Source organism: Snodgrassella communis, assembly GCF_914768045.1.
Taxonomy (GTDB): domain Bacteria; phylum Pseudomonadota; class Gammaproteobacteria; order Burkholderiales; family Neisseriaceae; genus Snodgrassella; species Snodgrassella communis.
Window position 1 is genome coordinate 16,602 of record NZ_CAJZCD010000005.1, and the last position, 26,137, is coordinate 42,738.

Here is a 26,137-nt window from a genome sequence, read left to right on the forward strand (position 1 = left end):
TATCTGGATTGGTAAGTTAGAGATAGTGCAGAATTTCTTTATACCATTGGCATGGTAAAAAATATTTACTTTATCAGTTAAAGAAAATTGGTCAGCTTGATGCTTTGCAAACAGATTAGTTACTGTATGCGTATTATCTGTTAGCACAGTATGCTTAATTTTTCTGGCTATAGTATTAGCCAGAGCAGATAAAAGCCTTATATGTTTTAGTAAATAATAACAAATCAGAAAGAAAGGCCACAGAAAAAATTTATTTCCGTGGGCTGTTTGAATTCTATAATGCTGTTTGTATTACCTGACAATATAATGCTGATTATGCACGCTGATATCAGGAATCCGCCGTTGAGATTGAAAAATATCATAAGCAGGTTTCAACTCCTGCCAAAAAGCATAGTGTGCAGAACCTTGATATTTTTTCATATTGGCCGTATGCATTTTGAACGGAAAAATATGTATTGGGACTTATGTCTGACCACTACTTAATGCCTGACTGACCAATGCATAGATTTCTTCTATACCTTTATCTGTCATGGCATAACAGCCAATGGAAACACATTTGCCATGTATCATGATATAACTGCCTGTATAACCTTTTGACCTATCGTAGGTATTCGGATAGCCAATATTAAACGCCAGATGATAATTGCTGTTTGGATTAAGCAGATTTCTCTGAGTAGCATAAAATCCTTCCGGACTTTTGCCATCTCCTTCCGCTTTTTTAGGCCCTAAACCACCAGAGAAAGTACATATTTTCCATGTTTTAGATAATTGGTATTGCTGATTTTTATGTTTATACCAGATTTCCAGTATACTTTCCTGTTTGAATAGTCTCAAATAAAGTTGATCACCGGGAACCGGAAAATTAGTGCTGGCAATTTGTGTCTGATTTATAACAGGATGGGTATTGCCAAGGTTGTTTAATATATCATTATTAGTGTATTTTGTATCCAAGTACGCTGGCTGATTTTTCAATATAAAGCAAATGCCGACAATTAAACTAAGCAGACAACAGATAATATTGTAAATAAAAAATTTTTTATATCTAGATTTAATACCAACTTTTTTCTTTCAGAATAAATTAGCAACCAACAATCCAATAAAAGCGGCAATTAAAAATATCAGGCTGGATAGGCAAAACAGATTTCCGATTAATCTCGACATATCTTTTTCTCGCTATCTGAACAAGATCAGTGGTAATCATGTTTAATCATTTATAAACAAAAATTTCTATTAGTTCATGCTGCAATATTGCCTATATATTATAAAAGCGAATAAATGTAAATACTATTGATATAGAATCTGAACTTAAATTAATTTAATTGTAATTTTACACTAATCTATCGGTACAATTGATGTAACGGTTTTCTGAATGCATTTTTATAAAATGATGGTTTATCAATTAATTTTTATTGTTTAATCAGCTATCAAGTGTTGATCAATTAAATAGTAAAAAACTGGCTGCTTTTTGAGCAGCCAGTTTACTTTACTTGGTTACTTCAGTATCCACGCCACTGAATTTATATAAATCACTACATTTTCATCAAGTACCGTAAAAACGGCGACATTAGCACTGATTTTACGGTATGAATTAAAATGCTTTTATTCGTAGCTTGCAACTGCCTAGTAACCAATCACTACTAACCTACTTCGCAGATGGCTTAATTGGCTATTTTTCACATCTCATGTACTGACACAGGAAGTGTAACCGAATTATTACTTGTATCCGGATCGGCGAGCTGGCTCTGCGCTCGGGCAGTAAAATCACCCTTACCATCGGCTCCAGTTACCTTTATTGTTAGCAATACAATAGCCGCTTCGCCTAATGGCAGCTTATTAACCCGCTTCTCTGCCTTATTGTAATTGCCCATCAGTACTTTCTGGCTGGTTATTTGCAGATTAGAGCCTAAAACAGGTTGCAGATAAATATTGTGTGCATCCATTGGCCCTTTATTGCTGATAGTTAATAGTAACTGCACACTATCATCAGGTAGTGTAGGTATCCGCCGCAGTTTTTCAACTTCCAGCGCAATATCAGCTACACCTGATTGGACAGCAACGCTAACCTGATTATTATTTAAATCGGCATCTTCAGTCTCACTATTTACCCGAGCAGTGAACTGGCCAACTTTTTCGGCACCAGTTATTTTTACTGTTAGCAATAGTTTAGTACTTTCGCCAGATGCAAGCTGATCAATCCGCTCATCCTGAGTATTATAACTGCCCGCTATGATTTTCTGACCTGTAATTTCAAGATTATCAGATAAATTAGTCTGCAGATAAATATTGCGTGCGCTGCCTGTGCCCTGATTGGCAATAGTTAGCAATAACTGAGCCTCATCTTGTGGCAATACAGAATCCCATTGTACTATTTCAATATTCATTGAAACATCTGCTTTACCAGCTTCAGAAGGCTGATTAGCTTGTTGCTTGGCAAACAGATTATTTTCTGCATGCATATTGTCTGTTAGCACAATATGTTCAATTTTTCCGGCTACCGCATTACCTCCGGCACTGCCCGCAATGGCGGGGCCATCAATCATACCTTCTACATCGGCAACCCAGATGGAATAGTCGCCAGCCAGTAATTTATCGAAAATAAATTTACCAGAATCATCGGTATAAGCAACCTGATCAACTCTGTTGCCAGCGTTATCCTGACCAGACAAAACAACTTTAATATGATCAAGCCCCGGTTCTTCATTATTCAGCAGACCATTTGCATCCAGATCATTGTAGACTTTACCAGCAATCATGCCCTGAGCCTGAACACTATCATGTGCAAATAAATTATATTTTCCGGTTGAATTATGATCAAATACATTCACATAATAAGACCAAGACAGATCTTTATTACGCGATTTGGATAACCAAACATTATCATTTAATAAATGTTTGCCATCCGAGCGTACAACATCTTTCGGCTGCTTGCTACCCTGAAAAGGATCAGGGACTTTAGCATAGACAAACCCACTGGTAGCTGGAAAATCTAGCTGATAGCTACCACTGACTGTTTTTAAAGCAGCGTGATTACTTTGCTCAGTTACTTCTGTATCTACACCACTGGATTGGTACAGGCGCACTACATCACCATCAAGTGCCAGAAAATCAGCAATATCATCACTATCAGGTAAATCAACTTTTACATCATGAATTAATGTGTGCGTATTCGTGGCTTTTAACAGGCTGGTAACTGCACCACCTAAAGTATCGGCATGGGTAAATGTTGCCTTAAAATCAGTAAATGTGCCAGACAGACTGGCGGTCATATTCCAGCGACCAACAGTAGCTGCATCCGCACCGATATCGCCAAAATTCAGTAACAGACTCTTGCCAGCAGGCTGATTTCCAATATAACTGCCTAAAATACTGAAATCAACCAGTAAATTCTTTTTATTTTCCACAATTTTAGGCTGAGCCGAATCAATCATGGTTTTATAGGAAATACCTTTACCCTCATTTTTGACGCGTACACCCAAAGTAAATGGAACGGGCGGTTCCTCCTCCGCAGTAAAAGGATCATCACCATAAACTTCACCTGGCAAAAAATAATCCAGTGTCAGCAATGGCTGTGGTTTCACTACAACGTAATCAGGCGCAACATCAACCGTGGTTTCCTGACCATTTAGCTCATAGGTAAGTCTGGCACCAATATTGTAAAGTGTGTCTTTATCTTTAGCCGCTCCATATGCCGGTATAATCAGCCAGTGAATATCTGCATTGGATTTTGCGGTTATCACACCTGTTCCGCTGATATCATTCACTCCGGAGAGGGAGTTAATACGATAGAAAAATTTGGCTTTACTATCCTCAGTTTTCTGAGTTACTTCAACCGGCTGATTATCCTTATCAGTAAAAATCAGCTCAACCCGGATATTTTTCAGCTTATCATCCAGACCATTTTTAATTAGCATTCGTGCATCAAAAGCCTGTCGCTCAAAAGACAGTTTCTGCTCAATCACGATTTTAACTTCTGCACACTCTACATCTTGCGCGAATACTGAACTGGCTGGCATTATGCTACAGAAAAAAAATGCCAGAAGAGTCAATATATGGCAAAACGCTTTGCAATATTTCAATAACGTACCCTTCATTATTTAACCTTTATATATCATTATTTATCTTATTGAATTTACAAATAACATAACCATTACCGAAGTATCATTGGCACATTTATCTGTTTACTCTCCCTTTAATGTATTATTTCGAGTTAGTTTCAATTTATATTTAAATCTCTTTTATTCTTCATCTGCTATATCCATGTATTATTGTGTTTAAGAAAATTGATTTATTTAGGTATTTTTATATTTAAGTAATCAAGGTCGCATTAATTCATAATGAATATTAGTGTAGTGAGTTTTCACATCAGACTATACCGACATTAAGCATTGGCAAATTTCCAATATGCTAAACGATATTACCTCACTAAAGATTACCTATCAGTTAGCTAAACTCGTTTACAGACCCAGAAGCCAGCACAATGGCAATGCTGCTGGCAAAATAAATTTACCTGAAATTGGTATATAAAATAACAACCAAAGCTTGATTAAGGCGCGTTAGCTGTTCAAATTATGTGCTTTAATGCAGCTAATAAAAATAAAACTGTCTGCTCGTTTATGCCATGCAATGAGCAATATAAGGGTTATTCCATTTTTAATCAGAATAAAAACGCATTTTTTAGCTTCGGCTTAATAGCTGGCATCAGTATATTTTTCTTAACCATCGACAAGTGCAAAATAACGGTTTGTTTAATCTGAGTTTAAATTAGACTTTCGAGTAAGTTTTCTCTTTATGTAGAAAAAATAATAAATTACTCACTTACCTTTCAGCACAACCCACTAGTCGGCAAATTACTCGCAATCATTTTGCCATAACGATAATTTTATCTGTAGATAGAAAAGCTATTTATAAAATTTTCTGGCACTATTTAGTTACTTAATATTAAAAATAACAACTGTATCTATAAATCAATATATTTCATTAAGGTATAAAATATCGTAAGTTAAGCAATTTACCTGAATTAAAGCGGCTTGAATTAACCAGATTCATGCTTAATATTATCTTTATCAATTATCTATATTAACTCCATTTCTCGTTATTCGCTTTTCCATACCATCCAAGATACTAACCATTATTGAAAAAAATGTTTAAAACATATTTTTGTACGGAAAACTGATATTACGCTATTAAATTTTAAAAAATTTTTTTAACTATACTCTCTTTTAAGCCTAATTTGCAAGTTTTAATCTGGATAAACTGCTTCAGATGTTGTTCGGTTACTGTATTATTTAAACCAATTATTAGTAATGTTACCATTTATATGGTTTTTTACGATAAGTTATTAGCTTGGGTGATAAATGAAGTAATACTATTTCTTGAATGATAATTTAGCATTGTTAAATCGATAATAATCATTAAATATTATTACATATTTAACAGATTATATTAACGGCACTATACTTAATTATGTTATTAGAATAACCATTTCTGACAACAAAAATGGCATTAATTTGAACCAATAAAAAGTATAATCGCAGACACTAACAATTGAATTCTGAATCAGACTTCCCTGTGGCGCCGAAGTCGAATCGATATGTCAAATTAATATCAGTATAATTAGAAAAAAACAGCATACCCCGCGCAAAACCCGCACAATAGTTTTAGCAAATAAAAAATTATACGCCCGCTATCGCCTAATTATCCTTTCTAATCAATATTTTATTTAGCAAAGGTAAGCGGAATCGAACTACTGACCTCTTGCATGCCATGCAAGGTATATTAAATTTAATTTTTTATTAATCAAAGTGTTAGCCTCTTGCGACTATTAACACTATTATTTTAAACCATTGTATATACGTGCATTACCAGACGGTACTGACACCATATTGACACCAGATTGGCACCATAATTTTACTGGCAGTATGAGCCAAATTGAACACTTTTAACTGCAAAAACAGCTTAGCGTAACTATCTTCTAAACTGAGCTTGCTACGATTCAGTTGTGGTGTTCTCCCCCACAACTGAATTTCTACCCCATACAATATAAGCTCAAAACATTTCAACCGTTGTGAAGATCACAATGGTTGATTCTTTACTTACAAGCTTTACTGAATAGCTTTTACCAGCGCGCTATGCCGCCTTGCGCAGTCGTTATACTTCCCTACCACCCCAACTGCCCACGGCAAGATGTCTGCGCCTGTAGACCCGTTTAACGGGCTTAATTCAGGACATGGCTCGACAAGGTTGGCTGGAATGCTAGCGACTGCTGATTGCTTCGTTGATGATGCGCACCCCTGAAGCATCCAGACACACATTAGTGTACACAGGAACTTTAACAATCTTTGTAACTTGTGCTTGTCGTTCATCTTGTTTTACCTCACTCTTCGCTTTCTGTTTCTCGTATTCTTGGCTGGCTTTGTTAGCCGCCTCCTGCTGTTTGTCCAAAGCTGCCTGATACTGCCGCCGAACTTCTTCCGCGCCCTTGCTATAGCCTTTCTTGTATTGCTTGCTGCCGTAGCTAAGTGCTGCAAACAACACCATCAAGGCAAGCAAAGCCCAAGCGCCTACTGCTGGGTAATTAATGTTTTTCATTGCTATACCTCAAAGTGCGGATAATCTTTAGTCTTTACCCAATCCCCGCCCCATGCCATTTTTACGCCTAATTCTGCTGCGGCTCGTTTCATGGCGTCGGCAATTACCCGGAATTTGTTTAAATCATTCCAATCTACCGGATACGGCACTAAATCCACCGCTTTGCCTGTGGTGTGCTTACTCACAAACGGGTTGTTGAGCCATGTAACTTTGCTCAAGCTTGGCTGGGCATATTTTGCCGGCACGCCTTTGACGGAACATTGCTGTGCTGTTCGCCCCTTGCCGTAGTTAATGCAACATTGTTCACGGCTGCGCAAACCCTCAGTTACCATAAAATCCTGTTTGGTGATTTCAATGGCACGCTTAACTACCTTAACCAGATTAACATCTACTCCTTGCAGATTTCCTAATGAACGTTGGCTTAATTTGTACATTTAAAACCTTTCATACATAAAAAAGCAGCCGTAATGGCTGCATCGTCGTTGTTATACAAAATCACTACTATTTAATTGCGCTAATCATTTCAGGCAGTCGCCATGTCAGAACTAGCAGCAGCAGAATTACTGCTGCTGTCCACATCGTTTTTCGCAACTCTTTAGGTGTAAAATTAATAACTTCCATAAAAACTCCTAGAAACTTAAACGTAAATCGTTTATCATTGACCATGTTGTTTAAAGCCTCATTTGAATAACAAAGCCCCCAAGGAGTTCGAGTCCCTGAGGGCAATTTTTTTATATTAAAAAAGCCAGCACGAGGCTGGCTTGATTTAATAGATTTAAATTACTTTTTTTTCTCTTTTAATGGTTTCTTTTTCCATCTTTTAGCTAAACATTCAAACTCCTGAAACATGGTTTGAATTTGTTTTTTATTTCGTAATTCAGTAACGAATCCACTCAGATTATCCCAATCTCTCATATGCATAGAATATTGAAAGCTTTTATAAATCTTTTCATCAAGAGCCCCTCCCAATATAGCTACAGACATAAATTCTCGATGGTTTAGAACTTTTAATATTGCTGCTCTATCCTCAGAAAATTTTTCATCTTCAGATATATACGCAGCATATATACATTCCTTATTTTGTTTAGCTAATTGATTAACACGAGAAACAGCTTTTTGAAGTTCAGAATTATTTCTTTCTGCAACTATCATATCTATAGTTCCTCGTTTTTTCGCGTTTTTCGTGTTCGTATATATACTCCATGCAGCAACAATAACGCCGATTGCAGTAGCGATCGGCGATATTAATTGCGCCCATTGAGGGACGTCAGTCATTACCATCCCAACCGTCTCGGTAAATTCTTTTCATAATAAGCTCCTTATAAATTTATTACACTTCTATAAAATTTTAATTTCAGGTGGGACTAGTCGCTTTTAAGTGGGTCTAGGTGTGTTTACTTTGGTAAACTTATTATGAACAACTAACAGCAATAAATCAAGCAATAAATGTAATAGTTACAATATTTAAATTCATTAAATTCATTCATTTAAGTAAATTTGATTAGTGTGATATAAAAAAATAACAATAAAAAACCAGCACATATGTACCGGCTTTGAATCTGTTACATAATCAAATAATAAATATGAAGCTTTTAATCAGACTAGGAGGGAAATCTCTTAGAGCTAGGCTGAGAGCTACTGCGGGCGTCTATTTATCGCTGTAATGTCCTTTGCATTGGATGATTTAGCAGCGATCATCAATTATCCTGTAAACAAGTCTGTTTTTATCATCTATACGTCTACTCCAGAAGCCTGACAAATTTTCTCTAAGAGCTTCTGGCTTGCCTATACCCTCGTATGGATTACGGGCTATATCATTTAAAAGCACATTAATTTTTTTTATTGTTTTGCGATCTTGGTTTTGCCAATATGTATACTCCAGCCAGCTTTGTGGTGTGAAGTCAAAGTTCATTTTGCAATTCATCCAGTGTTTTGCTAATCACCTCACCTGCGTTCAGTTGCGCAATAGAAACTTTCAAGGCTTCCTGATTTTTGGGGCTGTAGAATGGGTCTAAGTCAGGTCGGAACGGGAATCCTCTGTCATTAACCATTTGCTTTAAAAATACTCTGACCGCCGTTGTTAAATCCATTCCTAAATCATTAGCAATCTGCTGCGCCTCGTCTCTCAGTTTGTCATCTATGCGTATTTGTAAATTTGCCATATACAATACCTTTTAAAATCATTGTTCATTCATTTCTATCTCATTACTACTGTAATATTATTTTAGAAATTTCGCAATTGAAATGAATGCGGAATTAGGTTTTTCGATTATGGTTGCTCATTTCTCCGCTGAAATCTAATCTTGAAATTTGCTACGTGTTCAGATATTAAGCCAGTATTAGGCTGGCTTAATTTGTACATTTCAAAACCTTTCATATATAAAAAAACCAGCCGATGGCTCATCAGCCGGCATTGTATAAATTAATATAATTCAATTAATTACAATTAAAATAACCGCAAAAACAGGGTGTAGCCGGCATCCTATTTCTGCCTGTCGTCTGTATCACCAATCATCTTTTCTGCCCTGTTACAAACCGCATTGATCAGCTTTTGTGCCAGCTTCGGTGCTGTGGCCTTGAATGCGTCCAGCAGAGACGTGGAGGCCATACCAGCAAATACACCAGCACCTGCAAATAGCCAAGGGTGGTTCTGCGTGAAGAAATATTCCGTTAATGCTGCCGCAAAAACCATGCCTATAATGATGAATGTAACGGTTAGTACTGTCCCATAGCGTTTGTAATCAGATACCACCAGCGCGCCTAGAAAGCCGCCAGCAAGGGCGAAGCAATTGGCTAATGTGAAAGCCTCGTTCATCATTCACCGCCTTTTTTGTCTTCTACCTGTTTGGTGTGTTTGATTAGATTCCTGCCGGCAAGGGCGCAGATGATGGCAATAACAGGATAGGTGGTCATGCCTGTAGACAAAGGCGGGTATGCTGCGATAAATGCTCCGGATATAACCACCCAGATTAATGCCGACCAGATCAGGAAACAGCCAGACAGGATATTGCTGCGGCTGGAATGAAAAAAGGCAGCAAATAGCTGCCCTGCTGCCACAATTACCAGAATGGCCACGAATATTTTAGGGTGAAGATGCAGGAATTTTTCGTATAAGTCCTCTTTAATCATCTCTTCGCCATGCAGTGCAAATACTAGTGCAAATCCCAGCATGGCAAATCCGCTTAGTACTTCGATTATTCGTGTGCCGGTACCAAATAACCAATCTTGGCATTTATCCGGTAAAAAGCGTAAATCAAGCAACCAGTGCAACCACTTAAATGCTTTAAGCATGATGTACTTACTCCATAAAAATACCGCCAATAGGCGGTTAGTTGTTTAAATAAAAAAGCCAGCACTAGGCTGGCTCAGATTTGTTACATAATCAATTAATTCTTTTTGCCGGGTTTTCCGACACCTTGATTTCCATTTCCGATGGCGTCATTTGGGTCGTATTCATCGCCTTTATCTATTGGAATAGATGGTATTGGTTGATTCGGGTCAGATGGGTTAATTTCCGGCGGATTTTTTGGTTCAACTACATTTATACCCATACGCATTAATAAGCCACCGGCTTCGTCATCTATATAAATTACGCCACCATCAATCGAATCATCATACTCTTGTGCATTCAGAATATTGTTAAAATCAAACATATTCAACGGATGTCTGAACACTTTCGCATGGGCAACACCTCCGTTGAATGCGTATAGTCTTTCTTCTGGGTTTGGATAACGAAAATCTGATGAAAAAAGACAGAAATAGGCCAGCGATTTCAGCGGTGTTATGTTTACTTTCATTAGTAGGGGGAAATTTCTGCGGCAAATGCTGTCTAAGCCGTATCCGTTTTCGCCTTGGAAATTAAGCCCTATGCTTGTCCATAGGTCGTCTCCGTTCAAATAGATGCCTGTTTCTGTTTTATTAAATTGTGGATTAACGCCAGCAGGAATGTAATAAGTCACAATTTGCTGATTGACAATCGCTATAATCAGTTTTTCACCAGTATTTGCCTCGTAATCTGTATCTTTACTTCCATATAATATGCATAAAATCATGGGGGAATCAGGGAATTGGCCGGGCTTGATGCGTATTGCCAAGCTGTTGCCATAAAGCTCCACGCCCGGGCTTAGTGGCATTTCTGCACTCATTGGATATTCTGATTTATAGTTATAGAGTAGCACTCCGTCATCATTATTGTGAATGCGACTAAATGCCGCTCTTGCCTCAGTAGGTTGCGGCGACAACAATCTGCCGTTTATTTCATTTTTCCATATGGTATTGGTTATTAATTTTTCGGCAGTAAAGGGTAAATATACAACTGGTTCGGGCAGGGTTTTGCCCAGACATTTGTAATAAATCCAACCATTATGCCCATAGAATTTGAACAATAAACCCATTATTTCACCTCATCGGCATTTTGAAAAATTAAATCAGGCGGGTTGCCATTCCAGTAAGCGCCCTCCTCGAATTCAATCAATAGCTCATCTCCGTCACCCATGTTGCGTATAACGATGGCGGTAAGGCGGTCTCCATCCGGCAGAAATTGCGAGCGACCATTCTGATAATCAATTTCTAATACCATTTTAAATCTGTTTGTGGACGCTTCTCTGTCAATGGTATAGGTGTTAATCTTTTCTTTATTAAAGCTGCCGGCAGTTGGGGCGCATGTTATTCGGGTGCCTTGTTCCCAAGCCTTTATGGTGCTTGCCTCCATGCCTGAACGCTTAATTTGCAGATACCCGTTAAAATTTACGACATCGATTAGTTCGAATTCAGTTGCGTCTCTGTTTTGCAGTGTCAGGCGTATATAGTGTTTGCCATCGGCAGGGAGTGCGTTACGCAGTTCTTGTGTTGATTTATCGCCCAGTGCCAAGATGCTTTGGTTTTTATTCTGCTCAAGTGCTGCTGTTAACTGTGAACTAAAATTATTTAAATAAATTCTCATAATCTATTCTGTTAATGTAGGGTTGTTAATATTGTATGATTCAGCTCTAAACAGATATTTGAGCCGCCCTCGTCATACCGAACTGTTTTGTCTGTGTTTCTAACTCGGAAGTAAATGGGTATTAATTCTCCGCCAGTTAATGATGCGCCAAACGATATGCTGCCACCTGCTTGGGCTTTATTTAAGGCTGCTTTGCTCAGGGCAATCTTGACGTCATCAGGTGTTAAACGTGCGCCTAGATTCATCCATGTGATGTTTTTATCGAAAATGCAGACACCGCTGTCGGTAGGCCACTGCGGTTCGCTGTGGCCACTGGTACCGGTGGCTTTACATTTGTACATTAAGCCGTTTGATACGCTCGGTTCTATAATGGTGCCGGTATAGTACTCAGTATTTGGCTGCCATTTTTTTATGTTATCAATCAGTGATAGTTTAATTTCTGGATCGGATACGGGCTTTAATGTGTCATGTGGGTTGAAACTGCCAAAATAGAAGGTGAAATCCAGAATTTCAGCACCCTCAAATCGAAAAATAATAGGTTCGTCAATTCGCATGAAGATTCCATTTTTTTTGTAATACATGCTAAAGCTCATGTTTATGCTCCATTAAAAAAGCCCTTGGCTGGGGCTTGGGTAAGTAAGGTGGCGAAGTTAGTCAGGTGATGTTTTCATGGGCTGGTTAATTCTGTAATACGTAATCTTCTCTGCTGATGCTCCAGCTTTTTTTGCCCAGTCTGTCACTGGTTAGGACAAAGCCTTCGTTGCTTTGTGCGATGTGATACTGGTTGCCGTTTATGTCTTGTAATTCAAGGCTGCCTGATTCCTGTAGTTGGTCGGGCAGTAAATCTTGGCTTATGGGGTGGACTGGTATGAATTTACCTGCTCTCGGGTCAAATCTGAGGTCTATAATGGCACTATCGGGGAAGATGTCGACGCTCCACAGTCGGGTCATGCCTTTTTCAGACAGGGTGATGAAAAGTTCATTCTTTTCTTCGCCGGTTTCGTTGCCCTCTTCGTCATATTTATTGCGGTAATAAAAGGATACGTCCTGTTCAAAATACTGCTGTGCGCCCTCTGAATAGTCGAATGAATGGATGAAGTGGTCACCAAATTTAACTTTAGCAATGTTATCTTTGGTTATTTCTTCATCCCGGGTAATGTCCGCGCTTTTGAGGGCGTAATCTTTAACCAGACCGGCACCGCGTATCAGATCATCCGCAAATTTCCAGCGCGATTCATATACTCGGTAATTATCCGCGGGTAATCCCCAGTAAACATCTCTTGCGTCAAAGGTGTGGTTATATGCGGAACCGTAAAGAAACGGGTTTTGCGGTGTTTTCCATGTGTAAATTTTTTCCCCGCCCTCGGGAATTTTTTTACCTGCATACTGTTCGGTATTCCAAATCAGGCTGTTCAATTTAGAGGAGTTTGGTTTTTTCTCGGTGATGAAGCTGTTTGTTTGTAGAGATAAGAGGTATATCTCCAGCATTGTATTGCGGGTGTATTTGCTATCTTCGTTTATGTAGAGACAGACAAAATCAAAAATCTGTTTCACTGCTTTTTTGTATTGGTCACGATTGCTTTCCAGTAAGTCTGCTTTTATCGGGACGGTTGTAAAAAATGCTTTGGCATTTAATGGTTTGGTCTTCAGTATTTTATAGACTACATTTTGAAGTGTATTATCTTTCTGCCTCAAGTCGTTAATGCGCATAATACGCTTTGGCATACCCGGTAGGGTTAAGGGGGTGTTTAATATATCCAGACTCAAAAACCAGCGAACGCTAAAGAAGTCGTTGCCTTGCGTAAGTCCTGCACCGGTTAATACGGCTTCATGATTATTTTTAAGCTGTAATTTGTACCATATGTAATCACTGAATTTTTTTACGTTGCTGTCTTTACAAATTTCTGCGCCGGGGTCAAGAAATATGCGCACCTGCCGGCCGCTATTAATGTCAAACAGTCCTTCAATCGCGCGGGCTACGTCAATCGATGGGTTGCCGGTGCTGTCGTTAAATTGCAATAATCCATAGATATCAAGGCATTTGTTGCTTTCTTGCTTGTCCCCACCATATGGCATCATGGATACGCCGGCACCGCCAAGCAGTCGCGGGCGGTTAGGGGTACGCTCATAGCCGGGGCGGTATTTACCAAACAGTTTACGAAAATCTTCTTCTAGGCTCATGTTCGATACTCATTTTTTAAGACAGGTTAACCGGGGGAATGGCTCGTTATGCGGTATGGCCAGATTAAGTGTCTGGCCGGCAGCGTTAACGTCCAAGGTGTCGGTACTTTTTTCTTCTATGTCAGGCAGGGGCACTCTGAATGCGATGCCGCGCTTCATTTTGTTTCCTTTGTATACATAACCGGTTTCTTTTCTTACATAGCCATTGCATTCATAGAGTTTGAATTTTGGCTTGCCGATTATGATGGCGTTGCCTTGGTGCTCTTCTTCCTTTTCGTCTTCATCTTTATCAGCATTCGGGTCTTGCTCTATCACTTCTACGCCATACGGGACGGTATAGTCTTTCAGGATGAAGTTCTGCTGATATGCTTCACAGGGCAGTTGCGGCCGCTTCGCTGGTGGCTCTGCTTCGCTGAATGTCTGTTTGCGGCTGCCGGGATTGATGAAGAATTTCCCGGTCAGGGTGGTTTTGCCACGCTTGCTGGTAAAGTCCCAGCTATGGCTGTATGCGGCTATTTTGACGTTGGCGTTAAAGCGTTTTGTTGCGATATGCGCGGTATGGGTCAGGCTGGCAAAGGGTAGGAATTTGCAGTCCATGGTGATGCTGTTTTGCCGGTGGCTTTCGAGCATTTTGGTGTAGCCTATCTGTACGGCGACCCGATAGCCGTTGGCAAATTCGCCCGCAATGATGTTGTCGATGTTGGTTGTGTAGTCACCATTGGGCTGCTTTGTTCCTTTTGGTCTTTTGTAATGCTTTTCACTGCCCCAGTTTCGGGCGGTCTTATCATTATCGCTTTCGTGCTTGATGCTGTAGATAACTTTTTCTTTTTTTTCGCCATGAATGGCAATGGATTCCTGATTCTGTAAGACGATGCTGTACTTTTCGTCAATTGCCTGTTTCCAGCGACGCATTGCTTTCCATGAGGCAGCCAGTGCGTATAGGTTGCTATCGCTGCCAATCGGAATCTGTACTACGTTGACGATATCATGGCCGTTTTCGTCTTTTTCTCCGGTTGGCTGGTAATCGTATTTGTAGTCGGCTGCTTTCCATCTGATGCCATTATAGATGCCCGGTGGCGGGGTGCCTTTAACCCACCATTCTCCGGTTGTCCAGCCACCACCATTGGCTGCGCTCAGTACATCGGCCAGTTTCGGTGCCGGGCCCTCTGCTGCTACGCGTATGATGTAGTCAAAATCGCTCATAAAGTTAAGGTAGCGATAGCTGAAGCTGATTTCTCTGTGGATGAGGCGGTCAAACTGGTGATGCAGTTCGATTTCTACCCGGTTGACGATGGAAACGGCGCTGCTCATTTCTAATGCCATATTGGCTTCGTAAATATCGCAAGCATTCAGTGTCCAGTCAGGCACTGTTTTAGGCAGCCATGAGGTCAGATGTGCTTTTCCCTGTGCATCAAAATCAAATGATGCGGGTATGGTGCTTAAGCGGTCAGTGAGCTGTGCATTTTTGGTTTCGTAATTCTGTTCTTCACCAAAAATTGATGGCGACCAGTAACCTATGCTGTGAATGGTGTCGATGCTTAATGCTTCGACCGATTTGCTGCGGTCTTTGGTGGCGCTGAGTATGCGCAGACGGTCTGAATAGTCTATTTTGGGCATGTCTATGATGCCTGAGAATATCGGGTACAGGTATTTGTCTGTCTGTGCGTAAATGACGATCTGCCGGTTATAGTACTGGTACAGGTCAATTGCGCCACATGGTTCTCGCAGGGACAGGCTGGCTGTGGCTGATTCGTCTTCGGCAAAGTGAACTTCACAGGTGCGTACGACGTTACACAGTTCTATGCCGGCTACAAATATTCTGATGGCGTACTTTTCGCCATCAAAGCCTTTGGCGAAGCGGGCGCGCATATAGCGGTTTGGTACGGGGTTCAGTACCTGCTGGCCAATCTGTATTAATTCTGTGTCACTTGTGGGCTTAACCATCTGCGCGATACTTAGTAACTCGCCACTGTTATCAACGCAGACGTGACAGGCAAGTGCCAGTAATTCTCCGGTCTGTTGTCTGCTGTATGCTGTGCAGCCAATGCTGAGTAATTCTGTCCCTGTTTGCCCGGGTGCGGCTTGGGCGTTCAGGCTGATTTCTGTCGCCAGTAAGGTTGTATTAAGTGAAGATAAGCCCAGCATAAATAATCTTTCTATGGGTGTCCTGATTGCACGATTGTGTCGAGCATGGTTTCGCTTAATCTGATGCTGATACACGGGTCGCTGCGGTCGCTTCTGGCGTTTTTATCGCTGTTGCTTACGCGGATATAAACGGGTATGGCTTTCCCCCCTTGCAATTGGTTGCCCAAGCCTAATGCGGCGCCACCGATGGCGGTTTCTAAGCCTTGCTGGGTCAGGGATAGTTTTAGGTCGGCAGCTTTAAATTTTGCGCCCAGATTAGTAAATCTGGCACTGCCGGAAGTGCATTGTTTGTTAACGGCGATGCCCCAGACCGGTTCAGTTTTGCCGGTCTGCCCTGCCTGTACGCATTGATACATGTAACCATTAGCAACCGGCGGTTCTACGATTTGCCCGAAGCTATAGTTTTCTTCTGGCTGCCATGCTTTCAGACGGCTAAACGGAATCAGCATGATTTCTCCGGTTTTGGGTGTAAGCATTTCGTGGGTATCAGGGCTGCCAAAGTACAATACAAAATCATTTGTTCCTGTCCCGTTAAAGTCAATCGGATAGGGGCTGGCTGCTTCATGTGCCATGTTGGAATCTGTATATAGGGTGAATGCCATAAAAAAACCTTATTAAAAAACCGGCCATGTGGCCGGTGTTATCTCAAATCATTAGCAACGTCGTGTAATGTTCTTTTCCAGAACTCTTTAAATTGTTTGACGCCCTCTGGTGTATCAACGAGGGCTTTAAAGGTTACGTTTTTGTTACCATTGCTTAGCTCCACTTTGATTGCCTCGGTGACTTTAATCATGTCATTAATATCCTTGCCGCTGGCTTTGCGCTCGCCAAATCCGGCCGGCGGTGTCGGGGCAGTCATTTGGTTAACATCCGGTACGGCTGGCCGGCGACCGCTGCCAAGGGAAATGCCGCCTATGCCCGCCTCTTCCGCTCGCTTCTTTTTCCAGTAGGCTTCTTCGCGCTCGCGGTACTCTTTACTGAAGATGCTAATCGGTTTGTTGGCTGTGTCTGTGCGCCCGCCGTTCTTTAATGTTTCTGCTGCCTCGGATAAATCCTGTGCGGCCGATTTGGTATCTTTCTGCGCTTCATCAAATGCTTTAATCTGTCTGAGCATGGCCTCGGCATGACGCAACTGTTCCGGTGTGGCGCCATCCCTGCGCAGGTTGTATAGCTGGCGCTGCATGGCATCCATGCCCAGTGTGGCCACCTGTTCTTTTAAACCCTCCAGTGTGGTCAGAACAGATTTCTGTTTCTGTATCTGTTCGGTTAAGGCATTAAGTGCCTGCGCCTGCCGTATCTGCTCATTGGTGGCATGTGTCAGCCCCAGCCGGAAAGCAATCAGGCCGTTTTTACCGCCGAGAAGTTCGGCCTTGGCTTCCTGTGCCTGCTGTACCATGTCTTTCAGGGTTTGCTGATTCTGTGCCTGCTCCCGGTATAGTTTGCTTTGTGCCATGTACTGCTTGGCCTGCTCCAGTTGTGCGCTGGTGGCATTTTTGGCAGATAGCTGAAACAGTACCAATCCCTCTCTGCCACCCTGTAACTCTGCTTTGGCTTCATCGGCACTTTTGCCGAGTGATTGCAGGGTGTCAGATACCGATTTAATGTTGTCAATCTGCTTTTGCAGACTTTCGTTCTTCAATAGGGACTGGGTGTATTCGTTTAATTCCTTATCTTTACCTTTTAACTGGCCGGTGCCGGCTTTGGCCACCTCTGCGGCGACTTTTGCCGACATGCCGCCAGCCATTAACTCTTTCTGCTTTTCCAGCAGCTCATTGCTTTGCTTTTGCGAATCAATTAACTTCTGAAAAGCTGCGTTTACTTTGTTTACCGCATCAGTAGCTGCCTGTTCTTTTTCCTCCGCGGTTTCGAACAGTGGTACATTTTTGCCATAGGCGTTAAGCTCTTTGCCATACTGAGCCACCTGTTTGCGTAGCTGGTCTTGTTTGTATATTGCCTCCTCAATGGCTTTTGCGGATTTAGAACCCGGTTTTATATCGAGCAGTTTGAATATTTCATCTTTTGCCTGCTCCGCTGTTATTTCACAATTTTTTAATTTCTCTTCTATCTGCGCAATTTCTTTCCGCGCCATATCCAACCGCATTTGCGATACATCCGGTCTGTGAAACGGGGACGCATATGTATCCACGGATTTAGCGACCATTCCACCGATCGCCTTGTCTCTTTGCTTGATAGTGTCGTTATAGTTTTTTTCCGCCTGATTTCGCAGATGCGTTTTTTCTGTCGTATCCGCAGCGGCATATTTTTGTCTTAGCTCTTCTAAAGTCCCGATTTGTGTTCGCAGGGAATTGGTGGCGACATCAGTGGCTTTGCTGATTTCATAATAAGTAAACGCTGCCATTGCCAAACCGGCAACCAAACCAACCCAGCCACCTTTTGCCATACCAGCAACACTGCTGATTGCGCTTGCTGCTCCGGCTGCACCAGTGACTGCACCAGTGACTGCACCAGTGACTGCACCAGTGGCTGACGTGCCGGCACTGCTCGCCTTAGCTGCCGCCAGAAATTTAGCTGCGGCTGCCTCTTTCAGCATGGCTGCGGTAGATTTTTCTGATGCGGCAATTTCGGCGTATTTACGGATAATCACTGCCGTAATAGAGGCGGCATATTTTCCGGTATAGACAGCAGCCACGGTGCCAACAATGGTGGCAACCACGCCCAGATGATTCCCCAGCCACTCAAGCACAGCACCGGCTTTCTGGCTGGCACCGGTGGTTTCATTCAGTGCGCCGACAAAGGTCATGACTTGGTTTTTAAGGGTCGTCACCGACTGGCCAATGGTCTTGTCCATTTTGCCAAATTGCGCATCAACGGCTGTCGATTGTTTCAATATGGCATTGGCCACAGCCTCGGATGTCAGCTTGCCCTCGGCCGCCAGTGTGCGCAATTGCCCGACTGTAACCCCTAATCCTTTGGCTATTGTCTGCGCCAGCCCGGGTGCCTGCTCCAGTACGGAGTTTAATTCCTCACCACGCAATGTGCCTGATGCGAATGCCTGTGATAACTGCACCAGTGCTGCCGCCTGTGATTCAGCTGAGCCACCACCGATTACCATCGCTTTGTTGATGGTATCAGTCAGTTTTAACAGTTTGCTGCCGCTGATTCCGATCTGATTCTGCGACATGGCCAGCTTGTTATACAGTTCGGCCACGGTGCCCAGCGACTGGCCGGTTTTATTGGCACTGGCGATTAGCTGGCTGCGCACCTGCGTTAATTCGGCAGTGGAATCAATCACCAGCTTCAAGCGGTTGTTTACCGTTGTCCATTCATCTGCTATGCCAGATAGCTGCTTCACGCTGCCGATGCCCAGCATGGCTACAGCCAGATGCTTCACTTTAACTGCGGCGGCATCAAGCTTGGCATTAAATTCAGTCAGGCTTTTGACATCAACGTCGCCTACCTTTACGGCAACCGGATTCATTGAATCCATCTTTGCTGTCAGGGGCGCGGCGCGTTTAACTGGCTCCGGTGCGGCCGGTTGCGCTTTTCTCATTGCAGCAAGTGCTGCTTCTTCCGCTTTCAGCTCACGCGTCCTGATTGTAGCAAGCGATAATAATTCGTTTTGCTTACCAAATTTAATCAGATGGGCGTTTAAACCCGCAGAATTGTTCTGATACTCGTCGCCTACCTTTTTCAGTTCTTCCTTGTACTTGCGTACGGATACAGCGGTCTGTTTAAATGCGTCCACCTGCTCCATGGTGACGCCCAGATTTAACAGGGTCTGCGCCCTTGTTGCGATGGTGGCATCGGTTAAGCCATTGATACTGCGGGCAGATGTCTGATACGCACGCGTCAGTGCCTGAGCAGATTTTTTGGCCTGCTCTTCCGTGCTGCGTATACCGGCAATAAACCCGCGTGCGTCAAGGCCAAACCCTATGGTTAAATCATCAGACATAACTACACCTTTATTCCTACCATTTATCTAGCGGGCAATGCAATCCCCAGATTTTTGCTTTCGGCTTTATAAAACAGCCACAGCGAAGACATCGGTCAAGCATATGCACCGGCGCACCGGGCGGGGTATCTGTTACCCAGCGGTTGATTTCTGTGCATGTCGCACAAATAGCCTGTTTCCGCTCATAATTGCTGCTGCTGTCGCGCTGTGCCTGTGTGCCCTGATTACAATCGCATCCCATAAATAACCCATAAAAAACAGCGGCACTTGTCCGCTGTACTTAATCATCCAAACCGTCCAGAAACGCATCAATCTCATCTGCATCATCATCCGCAACATTGTGGCACTCAATTTCATCATCGGCCAAATCTGGCAATAGCAAATCATGCAGCTGTAATTCCTCATTGCCAGCAGCGCGCGCCGTAATTAACGTGTTATAGGCCAGATACTGCTCGGTGCGCCATTGTGGGAAACCAAAGCGGTGGTAATAATTCAGATAACGGTTAAATTCGCTTACCGGCCAGTCGTCAATCTCACTGGCCGGAATATGCAATAAAAAAGACAGTTCAATTATGAATTTTTCGCGTCTTGTGATTGCTTTTTTAGCCCTGCATCTCCGTTAATCAGGAAGAAATGATCCTGCACGGCAGCCAGTACTTTGCTAGGCAAATCAGCCAGAAATTCCAAATCTTCACGGTCATCCGGATAAAACATGGACTTGCCCTCCCGGTCAACAATCATCAGCGCTTTTTCACGCACACCGTTTAAACCATCGTCGTACCCACTTTCGAATTCACTGCAACGCTGGAAAAAATCGGTCATTTCGCGCACATTGAGCATCTTCACATATAGATGTTTATCGTACGGGGCAATGTCCGGTACCTCACTGATTACGTCCTTTCTCATGTATCGGCGTGCAGAATCGATAAAGGCTTTTTTGTTCGGGGTATCTGCTGTGCTGGTCATCTTATTTTACTCCTGTTGTGGTATCTAATTTACGGCTACGCCCGTTAATTTGCAGCTCCATGGCAAACTGCCACTTGTCGCCACTCTTGCCGTCCCAGTCCAAGCTGGTAATTTTTACCTGATAACCGCGCATATACTTACTGCCTCTGGGCTTCAAGGTAAAAAATATGGTTTCCAGCTCCTCGGCCATCTCTTCCAGAAAATCTTGCACTGCCTTGTCCGGTGTCCACAGACCAGACAGGCTGATGGTGCCCGGCTCTTTTTCCAGCTCAGTCACACTGCCCTCATCGCAGATGGTGGTCGCATCAATTGTTTTGGTCTTGAGTGCCGCTATCTTGACACTGGTGGCATCGCAAAAGAGGTAACCCTTGACGGTGGTAAATTTGGCATCGGTCACGGTACCGATATCCTCACCATTGAGCGTCATCAGCGCAAAGGTGTCTTCATTGCTTACGCTCACTAGGTAATAACCATTAATTGCCTCATTTTCAACGCTCTCAACCCAAATCACATCACTGGTTTTCAGGCCGTGCCCCACCGCAGTGGCAATGGCCGGTTTGGTATTGGACAAGGCGGTGATTTCCTTAGTTGGCGTCTCGGGTAAATCATAAAAATACGTGCGGCTATTAAAACTCATCCCACGCTTTGAACTTCTCTTAGCTACTGGTTGCCCTTGTGCTTTTGCCATAACAAAACTCCATAAAAAAAGCCACGGATAACCGTGGCCTGTATCAAAACAATTGTCAGTTAATCAGATAATCAAAAGTTGCCTGATACTTCTTTCTGTCAATATCGTAAGAAAAAAACGGTGCCGTTTTCAACTGGCAATCAATTTCCTCACTATCCTGTATTAAATCCATTGCCTCCTGCACACAATGCGCGCGCTCCTGCGGTGTATTGGCATAAATATCCACCTGCACCCGCGGATTAAAAGCCTGATAACAGTTTGTCGCCTCCACTTGCCCGGAAATAACGCTATAACGCATGGCTGGCCACATAGCCGGGTCAGCAGCATTGTTCTGCACCGGTATCAGGTCAGGATAAACACGCCCGCCACACAAATCCTTTATCAGGCTGTAAAAAATAGCTATTTCTTCCATTCTTTCCGCACTTCTGTCATCAATATCTTTGTAGCTGCCTTTTTCGCCTCTCCTCGCTTATTATCGAAAGCCGGACGCATAAACGGGTGCGGCTGTGGCATATTAATACCGTATTCTATAAAAGCAGCGATTTGCTTTGCGCCTTTGGGGATTTCTTTAGAATTAGAAACCGTTACAATATGCTTGGAAGTCAGTCCACGCCGTTCTGATGCGGGTATGCGTTTCATGATAATGCTGCGCCCGACATGACCGGGCTTCACTACTGTACAGGTTTTGCCCCCCTTGCCGTCACTGTTATAAACCTTGTACGAGTTTGGTGCTTTGTAGGCGATGGCTTTCGCCTCGTCCCGGATAATAGCAGTCCCTCGGCCGGTAGCTTTTTTAGCCACCTCTTCCTGCACGGCGTTCCCCAGCTTCCGTAATCGTTTTTGCAGCTTATCTAATCCATTGATTTTAATATTGAACGACATAATTACCCCTCATTTATACCAGTCACGCAAGGCAAATTAATAACTTCCGGGTGAACCGAATCGGGTAACACCGCCTGAATATTGAAAATACTGCCTTTGTACATAATCCGGTATTCCGGCGTAATGTTGGCTGTCAGTTTGCTTGTGCGCACCTGTATCGACACGGTACAACTTGCCGAATCCAGCCCGTTCTTAACAAATTCACGCCCAGACAGATAGGACATGTTTGCCCATACCTTGCCAACATCAACCCAGTTTTTTTCAATATCTCCCAGAGTGCCCTTGCTGATTTCCGGGCGTTGAATCAATACCCGTTTATCAAGTTTGCCTGCCGCAATACTCATGAATCCCCCCACATAATCCGGTACGGCTGCAATAAAAACCCAACACCAAAAGGCAACCATGCGGCATTCATTGCAGAAACCGCCTCACGGTTTTTATACCAGTTGGCGGTTAGCAGCAACATTGCCATGTCGACTGCGGAGTTATACAACATGCCGGTTGGGTCTGTATCCGGCACTTCATTTTCGTACCAGTTGCGTCCGGTGAACTGTTTTACTGTTTCCTGCGCCGCTGCTAGATAAATTCTAAGCAAATCATCTTCGCTATCGTCATCAATCCGGCAATTATTACGAATATCATCAATACTAATCATAATCGCCCTCAGCCGCCCCGTAAGGGGCGGAATAAACGGTTTTGGTTTGTTTAGGAATTCGGCGGCGTAGTCTGTGCACCCTGCAATTTACCCGTTACAAATGCATCTTTCCGGTAAATAGCCAGTGCCAGCCGCTCCTCGCACAATATGGTTACCATATTACGAACAAAATCACTATCGTTATTAAAGGCGATATTAATACCCATCTCCCACCGGTCAAAGATTTGTGCCCCCATTTTGAAAGCACCAGTCAGAAACTCTCCTTGTGGCATAGACGGCGTGGCAACAACTGGCTGCCCCCATAATGTCGGGATTGTCTGCCCCTGCGGATTACCGATTACATAGCGGCCAATGTCATCCTTGGCCATTTCAATTTCTGCCCATTGCACCGGGTTAAGTACATGGCCGGTAGCACTGTAGCCAGACAATACCACCTGCAGCATGGCCAGACGTAACTGGTCAATAATGGTAAAGTCCTTAACGTTACTTTCATTTTTAAACTTTGTAGCGTTAGGTATCAGGCCATCTATCTCTACGCCACCACCGATGCCATTTAATAGCTGCTGCTCTTCCTTGAGTTTCAGGCCATACCGTAAACGGCCATCAATCATAGACTGCAAGCCGGACGCGTCACTCAATATCTGTCTGGTTGCTTTAAGCCAGTGGGCAATAGTTACAACCGGCACCGTTTCCTGCACATAGTTTAACTGTGATTCAGGCTTTACAGATCCCTCAGGTGTCACATTGGCGTTATTTTGAAAAGCTTCTTCTCTGGGTACAATTATCATGGCACTATCGGTATTACCCGGCGTAAGCAAATCACGCACCATTAATCGCTGCTCCGGCAAGGTGACAGCACTAACAGTATGCGGCTGTACTAATGCGCCGGCGCTGTAACTCATATAGTCTGAACCGCCTAACTCTTTAGTATTAATAGGAATGTGCAGCTTGTCGCCTTGGGATATGTTGGCGCAGCTTTTAAACTGTTCAGACTTAACCACCATGCCCCCCAAGGTCTGCTTACCTTGCGAGGTGACAGGATTGCGCGCTTGCGCCTGTTCCATATCCTGCACTTGCGACTTCAGGCCGTTAACCTCAGTCAGCAGCTTGTCAACATCGTTTTTGAGTTCTTCGGTAACTTTGTCACCTTTCGCAAGCTTGCCTTTAAGTTCCTCGCCAAGTCCCTTGACTTCGTCGACTGCCTTATTAACCGCTTCCTGCTTTTCTTTTAGTACTTTGGCCAGTTCAACTGCTTTGATTTCATTTTCATCAGCCATCTAGTTAGCTCCTAAAATTCGTATAACTTCGTCTATTTCAGACACGTGGTTGGTTGGTGTTGCCTTTTGTGACAACGAAAAAAAACCGCTGTCGTGAATGACAGCGGCTTGCTTTGCATTAAATCCGTTTTGCATTAACAGCGCTTTGAACTGTTCGGATGAGGGTAAGCCATAATCATACTTGACATAATCCACCCTAGCTTCTGGATTAGCTGGAAAAATAACGACGGATATTTCATATAGTTTTACTTCGATCAATCTGTTGGTATCCGCTTCACGGTCGTATTCCTGCCGTATGATTCTATAACCAATAGACAGGCCATCAATCGCCTTGGCCTGCAATAATGCATGTGTTTCCCGTGCTTTTCCTATCTGGTCGATCAGTAATTTACCCTCGACATACAGCCCTCGTTCATCTTCAACCAGTTTGGTATAGCAACCGATAGGTGCATTCCAGTCATGATTAAATAACACTGGCGGCATTCGGTTACGGGCTTCCCATTCCGCCAGCGACTTTGCGAACGCCCCCGGCACTACCACATCACCATAAGAATCTATATTGCCATTTATAGAACCGTAACCCGAAAAAAAACCGTCTTCTTTGACGGATTTAATTTCAAGCGGCATATCAAGACGTTTTGTCTGCATCATTCTTGCCTCTTTAAAGTTTCATTTGCTGCATGATTCAACGTACCCATATTTAACTGCACGGTTAATTCGTCTCCGCCCTCCACTGCCGGCAAGTCTTCAAGGTCGCGCACATGATTGCGTGAATAAATCCCGTTTTGCACCATTGAGGTATAAAAGCTGGCGCGGTTGGCGGGTGAAGCGCGCAATAACCCTTCGGTATTAAATTTGGGCGTATAAATCTTGCGCTCTGCTGGGCTTAACAATTTGCGCGTAATCGTCTGCTCAATCCGCGCCAGCTTCGGTACCATTACAAATGCCTGAAAACTTAACACTGTGTTTTCGTAACTGGATGCCCAGCTAGACGATTTACTGGTATGTCCAATTAATTGTGGTGGCACAGAAAAACAGCGGCAGATTTCCTCAATGCCAAACAGGCGTGATTCAAGCAATTGTGCATCAATCGGACTTAATGATGGCGACCGGTTTACAAGGTCAAAACCACCCTCAAGTATTGGTGTTTTCCCTGCGGCACTTGCCTCTGAAAACTCTTGCAGCCATTTGCGGGTTTTCTTACGCTGCTCGTCATTCAATATCGGCGCCCCGCCTTGCCCTGTACCTCTGTATACAAGTACATCGCGCCCTTTGAAGCGATTCTTGTAATCGTGTGCCGTAGTATCATTGGCTTCCATTTGCAATCCTAGGATTTCCGCGCCATAAGACAGCGGAGAAAGCCCGGTTATTCCGTCCATGGTGAAATCTTTCAGATGAAAGACATCCCGGTCGGGCAGTTTTCGCGTTCCGTCCCTTTCATTGTATTCATACACTACCGCACCCGTTTGCAGGCGGGTTATTTTCATTCTGGCCGCATCAAGCACTTCCAGCGATATAATCCGCTCGCCTTTGCGTTTGATTTCAGCAAACGCATTGCCATATATGTCTATTGAAGTCATCAATGCCTGCCAGAATTCGCATGGATTCATGTCGGCATTGGGCGCATAGCGAAAGATGTCATACAAAGGATGCTCAGTAGCAATATTTTTATCCGCAGTTCGTAAGGCAAAAGGCAGGGTAGATACCAGCCCGGAGCGTAAATTAATACATGCCCACACAGCCGAAAGTTTTAACGCTTTCTCTGGCGTCACCATGACACCACTAACCGACGATGCGCTATCAATTGCCGCGAAGCTCTCGCCTTTGCCTAGCTTTAACTGTGGCCTGAAAGCATTCAGAATGCGGCGAAAAAAGCCAGTATCCTGTAAATCAGCCATTG

General features: G+C 43.2%; 28 protein-coding genes. All 28 read right to left on the reverse strand.

The annotated features are described in order from the left end of the window. Nucleotides 1-462: 462 nt before the first annotated feature. Nucleotides 463-951: a L,D-transpeptidase family protein gene (locus tag MJ761_RS06085; RefSeq protein ID WP_218060239.1), complete on the reverse strand. Its 489-nt coding sequence runs from the start codon at nt 949-951 to the stop codon at nt 463-465. Nucleotides 952-1,673: 722 nt separating this feature from the next. Continuing rightward, nucleotides 1,674-4,013, reverse strand: coding sequence for an SdrD B-like domain-containing protein (locus tag MJ761_RS06090; protein ID WP_176715113.1), 2,340 nt, complete (start codon nt 4,011-4,013; stop codon nt 1,674-1,676). Between the two features lie 2,088 nt (nt 4,014-6,101). Further along, nucleotides 6,102-6,362, reverse strand: coding sequence for an Rz1-like lysis system protein LysC (gene lysC / locus MJ761_RS10965; RefSeq protein ID WP_420853894.1), 261 nt, complete (start codon nt 6,360-6,362; stop codon nt 6,102-6,104). Beyond that, a complete protein-coding gene (locus MJ761_RS06095; RefSeq protein WP_093093720.1) occupies nt 6,253-6,588 on the reverse strand; it encodes a hypothetical protein in 336 nt (111 codons plus the stop codon). Before MJ761_RS06095 ends, lysC begins: the two co-directional genes overlap by 110 nt. A 2-nt stretch (nt 6,589-6,590) precedes the next feature. After that, nucleotides 6,591-7,022: a M15 family metallopeptidase gene (locus MJ761_RS06100; protein WP_093093722.1), complete on the reverse strand. Its 432-nt coding sequence runs from the start codon at nt 7,020-7,022 to the stop codon at nt 6,591-6,593. Between the two features lie 346 nt (nt 7,023-7,368). Beyond that, the gene (locus tag MJ761_RS06105) at nt 7,369-7,863 is read right to left on the reverse strand and encodes a DUF4760 domain-containing protein (protein WP_093093728.1); all 495 of its coding nucleotides are present in this window, start codon (nt 7,861-7,863) and stop codon (nt 7,369-7,371) included. 409 nt (nt 7,864-8,272) lie between these two features. After that, a complete protein-coding gene (locus MJ761_RS06110; RefSeq protein WP_176715110.1) occupies nt 8,273-8,500 on the reverse strand; it encodes a Txe/YoeB family addiction module toxin in 228 nt (75 codons plus the stop codon). Further along, nucleotides 8,490-8,750 (reverse strand): type II toxin-antitoxin system RelB/DinJ family antitoxin, encoded by a 261-nt coding sequence (locus MJ761_RS06115; protein WP_051608391.1) that lies wholly within the window; start codon nt 8,748-8,750, stop codon nt 8,490-8,492. Before MJ761_RS06115 ends, MJ761_RS06110 begins: the two co-directional genes overlap by 11 nt. A gap of 320 nt (nt 8,751-9,070) precedes the next feature. Next, the gene (locus tag MJ761_RS06120) at nt 9,071-9,406 is read right to left on the reverse strand and encodes a hypothetical protein (RefSeq protein ID WP_141683464.1); all 336 of its coding nucleotides are present in this window, start codon (nt 9,404-9,406) and stop codon (nt 9,071-9,073) included. After that, nucleotides 9,403-9,879: a hypothetical protein gene (locus MJ761_RS06125; RefSeq protein ID WP_100098627.1), complete on the reverse strand. Its 477-nt coding sequence runs from the start codon at nt 9,877-9,879 to the stop codon at nt 9,403-9,405. Before MJ761_RS06125 ends, MJ761_RS06120 begins: the two co-directional genes overlap by 4 nt. A 95-nt stretch (nt 9,880-9,974) precedes the next feature. Beyond that, nucleotides 9,975-10,982 (reverse strand): hypothetical protein, encoded by a 1,008-nt coding sequence (locus MJ761_RS06130; protein ID WP_093093642.1) that lies wholly within the window; start codon nt 10,980-10,982, stop codon nt 9,975-9,977. Next, nucleotides 10,982-11,530, reverse strand: coding sequence for a hypothetical protein (locus MJ761_RS06135; RefSeq protein ID WP_093093644.1), 549 nt, complete (start codon nt 11,528-11,530; stop codon nt 10,982-10,984). The genes MJ761_RS06130 and MJ761_RS06135 overlap by 1 nt, the downstream gene beginning before the upstream one ends. An 11-nt stretch (nt 11,531-11,541) precedes the next feature. Then, complete coding sequence (locus MJ761_RS06140; RefSeq protein ID WP_141683459.1) at nt 11,542-12,084, reverse strand: hypothetical protein; 543 nt, start codon at nt 12,082-12,084, stop codon at nt 11,542-11,544. Nucleotides 12,085-12,208: 124 nt separating this feature from the next. Beyond that, complete coding sequence (locus MJ761_RS06145; RefSeq protein WP_093093648.1) at nt 12,209-13,711, reverse strand: hypothetical protein; 1,503 nt, start codon at nt 13,709-13,711, stop codon at nt 12,209-12,211. Nucleotides 13,712-13,720: 9 nt separating this feature from the next. Next, nucleotides 13,721-15,856 carry a hypothetical protein gene (locus tag MJ761_RS06150; protein WP_093093650.1) on the reverse strand — a complete coding sequence of 712 codons (2,136 nt, stop codon included), beginning with the start codon at nt 15,854-15,856 and terminating at the stop codon, nt 13,721-13,723. Nucleotides 15,857-15,867: 11 nt separating this feature from the next. After that, entirely contained in the window at nt 15,868-16,458 is a 591-nt protein-coding gene (locus MJ761_RS06155; protein WP_093093652.1) for a hypothetical protein, read from the reverse strand. Nucleotides 16,459-16,496: 38 nt separating this feature from the next. Continuing rightward, entirely contained in the window at nt 16,497-19,769 is a 3,273-nt protein-coding gene (locus tag MJ761_RS06160) for a tape measure protein (protein WP_093093654.1), read from the reverse strand. 16 nt (nt 19,770-19,785) lie between these two features. Beyond that, nucleotides 19,786-20,010 (reverse strand): hypothetical protein, encoded by a 225-nt coding sequence (locus tag MJ761_RS06165; RefSeq protein WP_093093656.1) that lies wholly within the window; start codon nt 20,008-20,010, stop codon nt 19,786-19,788. Between the two features lie 39 nt (nt 20,011-20,049). Then, the gene (locus MJ761_RS06170) at nt 20,050-20,322 is read right to left on the reverse strand and encodes a hypothetical protein (protein WP_093093658.1); all 273 of its coding nucleotides are present in this window, start codon (nt 20,320-20,322) and stop codon (nt 20,050-20,052) included. 17 nt (nt 20,323-20,339) lie between these two features. Beyond that, entirely contained in the window at nt 20,340-20,735 is a 396-nt protein-coding gene (locus tag MJ761_RS06175; protein ID WP_093093660.1) for a hypothetical protein, read from the reverse strand. Between the two features lies 1 nt (nt 20,736). After that, nucleotides 20,737-21,423, reverse strand: a complete 687-nt coding sequence (locus tag MJ761_RS06180) for a phage tail tube protein (RefSeq protein ID WP_093093662.1) — start codon at nt 21,421-21,423, stop codon at nt 20,737-20,739. Between the two features lie 55 nt (nt 21,424-21,478). Continuing rightward, nucleotides 21,479-21,835: a hypothetical protein gene (locus MJ761_RS06185; RefSeq protein ID WP_037492029.1), complete on the reverse strand. Its 357-nt coding sequence runs from the start codon at nt 21,833-21,835 to the stop codon at nt 21,479-21,481. Then, a complete protein-coding gene (locus tag MJ761_RS06190; protein ID WP_093093664.1) occupies nt 21,823-22,305 on the reverse strand; it encodes an HK97-gp10 family putative phage morphogenesis protein in 483 nt (160 codons plus the stop codon). Before MJ761_RS06190 ends, MJ761_RS06185 begins: the two co-directional genes overlap by 13 nt. Nucleotides 22,306-22,307: 2 nt before the next feature. Then, nucleotides 22,308-22,649, reverse strand: coding sequence for a phage head closure protein (locus MJ761_RS06195; protein WP_176715108.1), 342 nt, complete (start codon nt 22,647-22,649; stop codon nt 22,308-22,310). Further along, on the reverse strand, nt 22,646-22,960 hold the full coding sequence (locus MJ761_RS06200) for a head-tail connector protein (protein ID WP_093093668.1): 315 nt from the start codon (nt 22,958-22,960) through the stop codon (nt 22,646-22,648). Before MJ761_RS06200 ends, MJ761_RS06195 begins: the two co-directional genes overlap by 4 nt. Before the next feature lie 50 nt (nt 22,961-23,010). Next, the gene (locus MJ761_RS06205) at nt 23,011-24,237 is read right to left on the reverse strand and encodes a phage major capsid protein (RefSeq protein WP_093093670.1); all 1,227 of its coding nucleotides are present in this window, start codon (nt 24,235-24,237) and stop codon (nt 23,011-23,013) included. Then, nucleotides 24,238-24,888, reverse strand: coding sequence for an HK97 family phage prohead protease (locus tag MJ761_RS06210; RefSeq protein WP_093093672.1), 651 nt, complete (start codon nt 24,886-24,888; stop codon nt 24,238-24,240). After that, complete coding sequence (locus tag MJ761_RS06215) at nt 24,885-26,135, reverse strand: phage portal protein (protein ID WP_093093674.1); 1,251 nt, start codon at nt 26,133-26,135, stop codon at nt 24,885-24,887. The genes MJ761_RS06210 and MJ761_RS06215 overlap by 4 nt, the downstream gene beginning before the upstream one ends. Between the last annotated feature and the right edge of the window lie 2 nt (nt 26,136-26,137).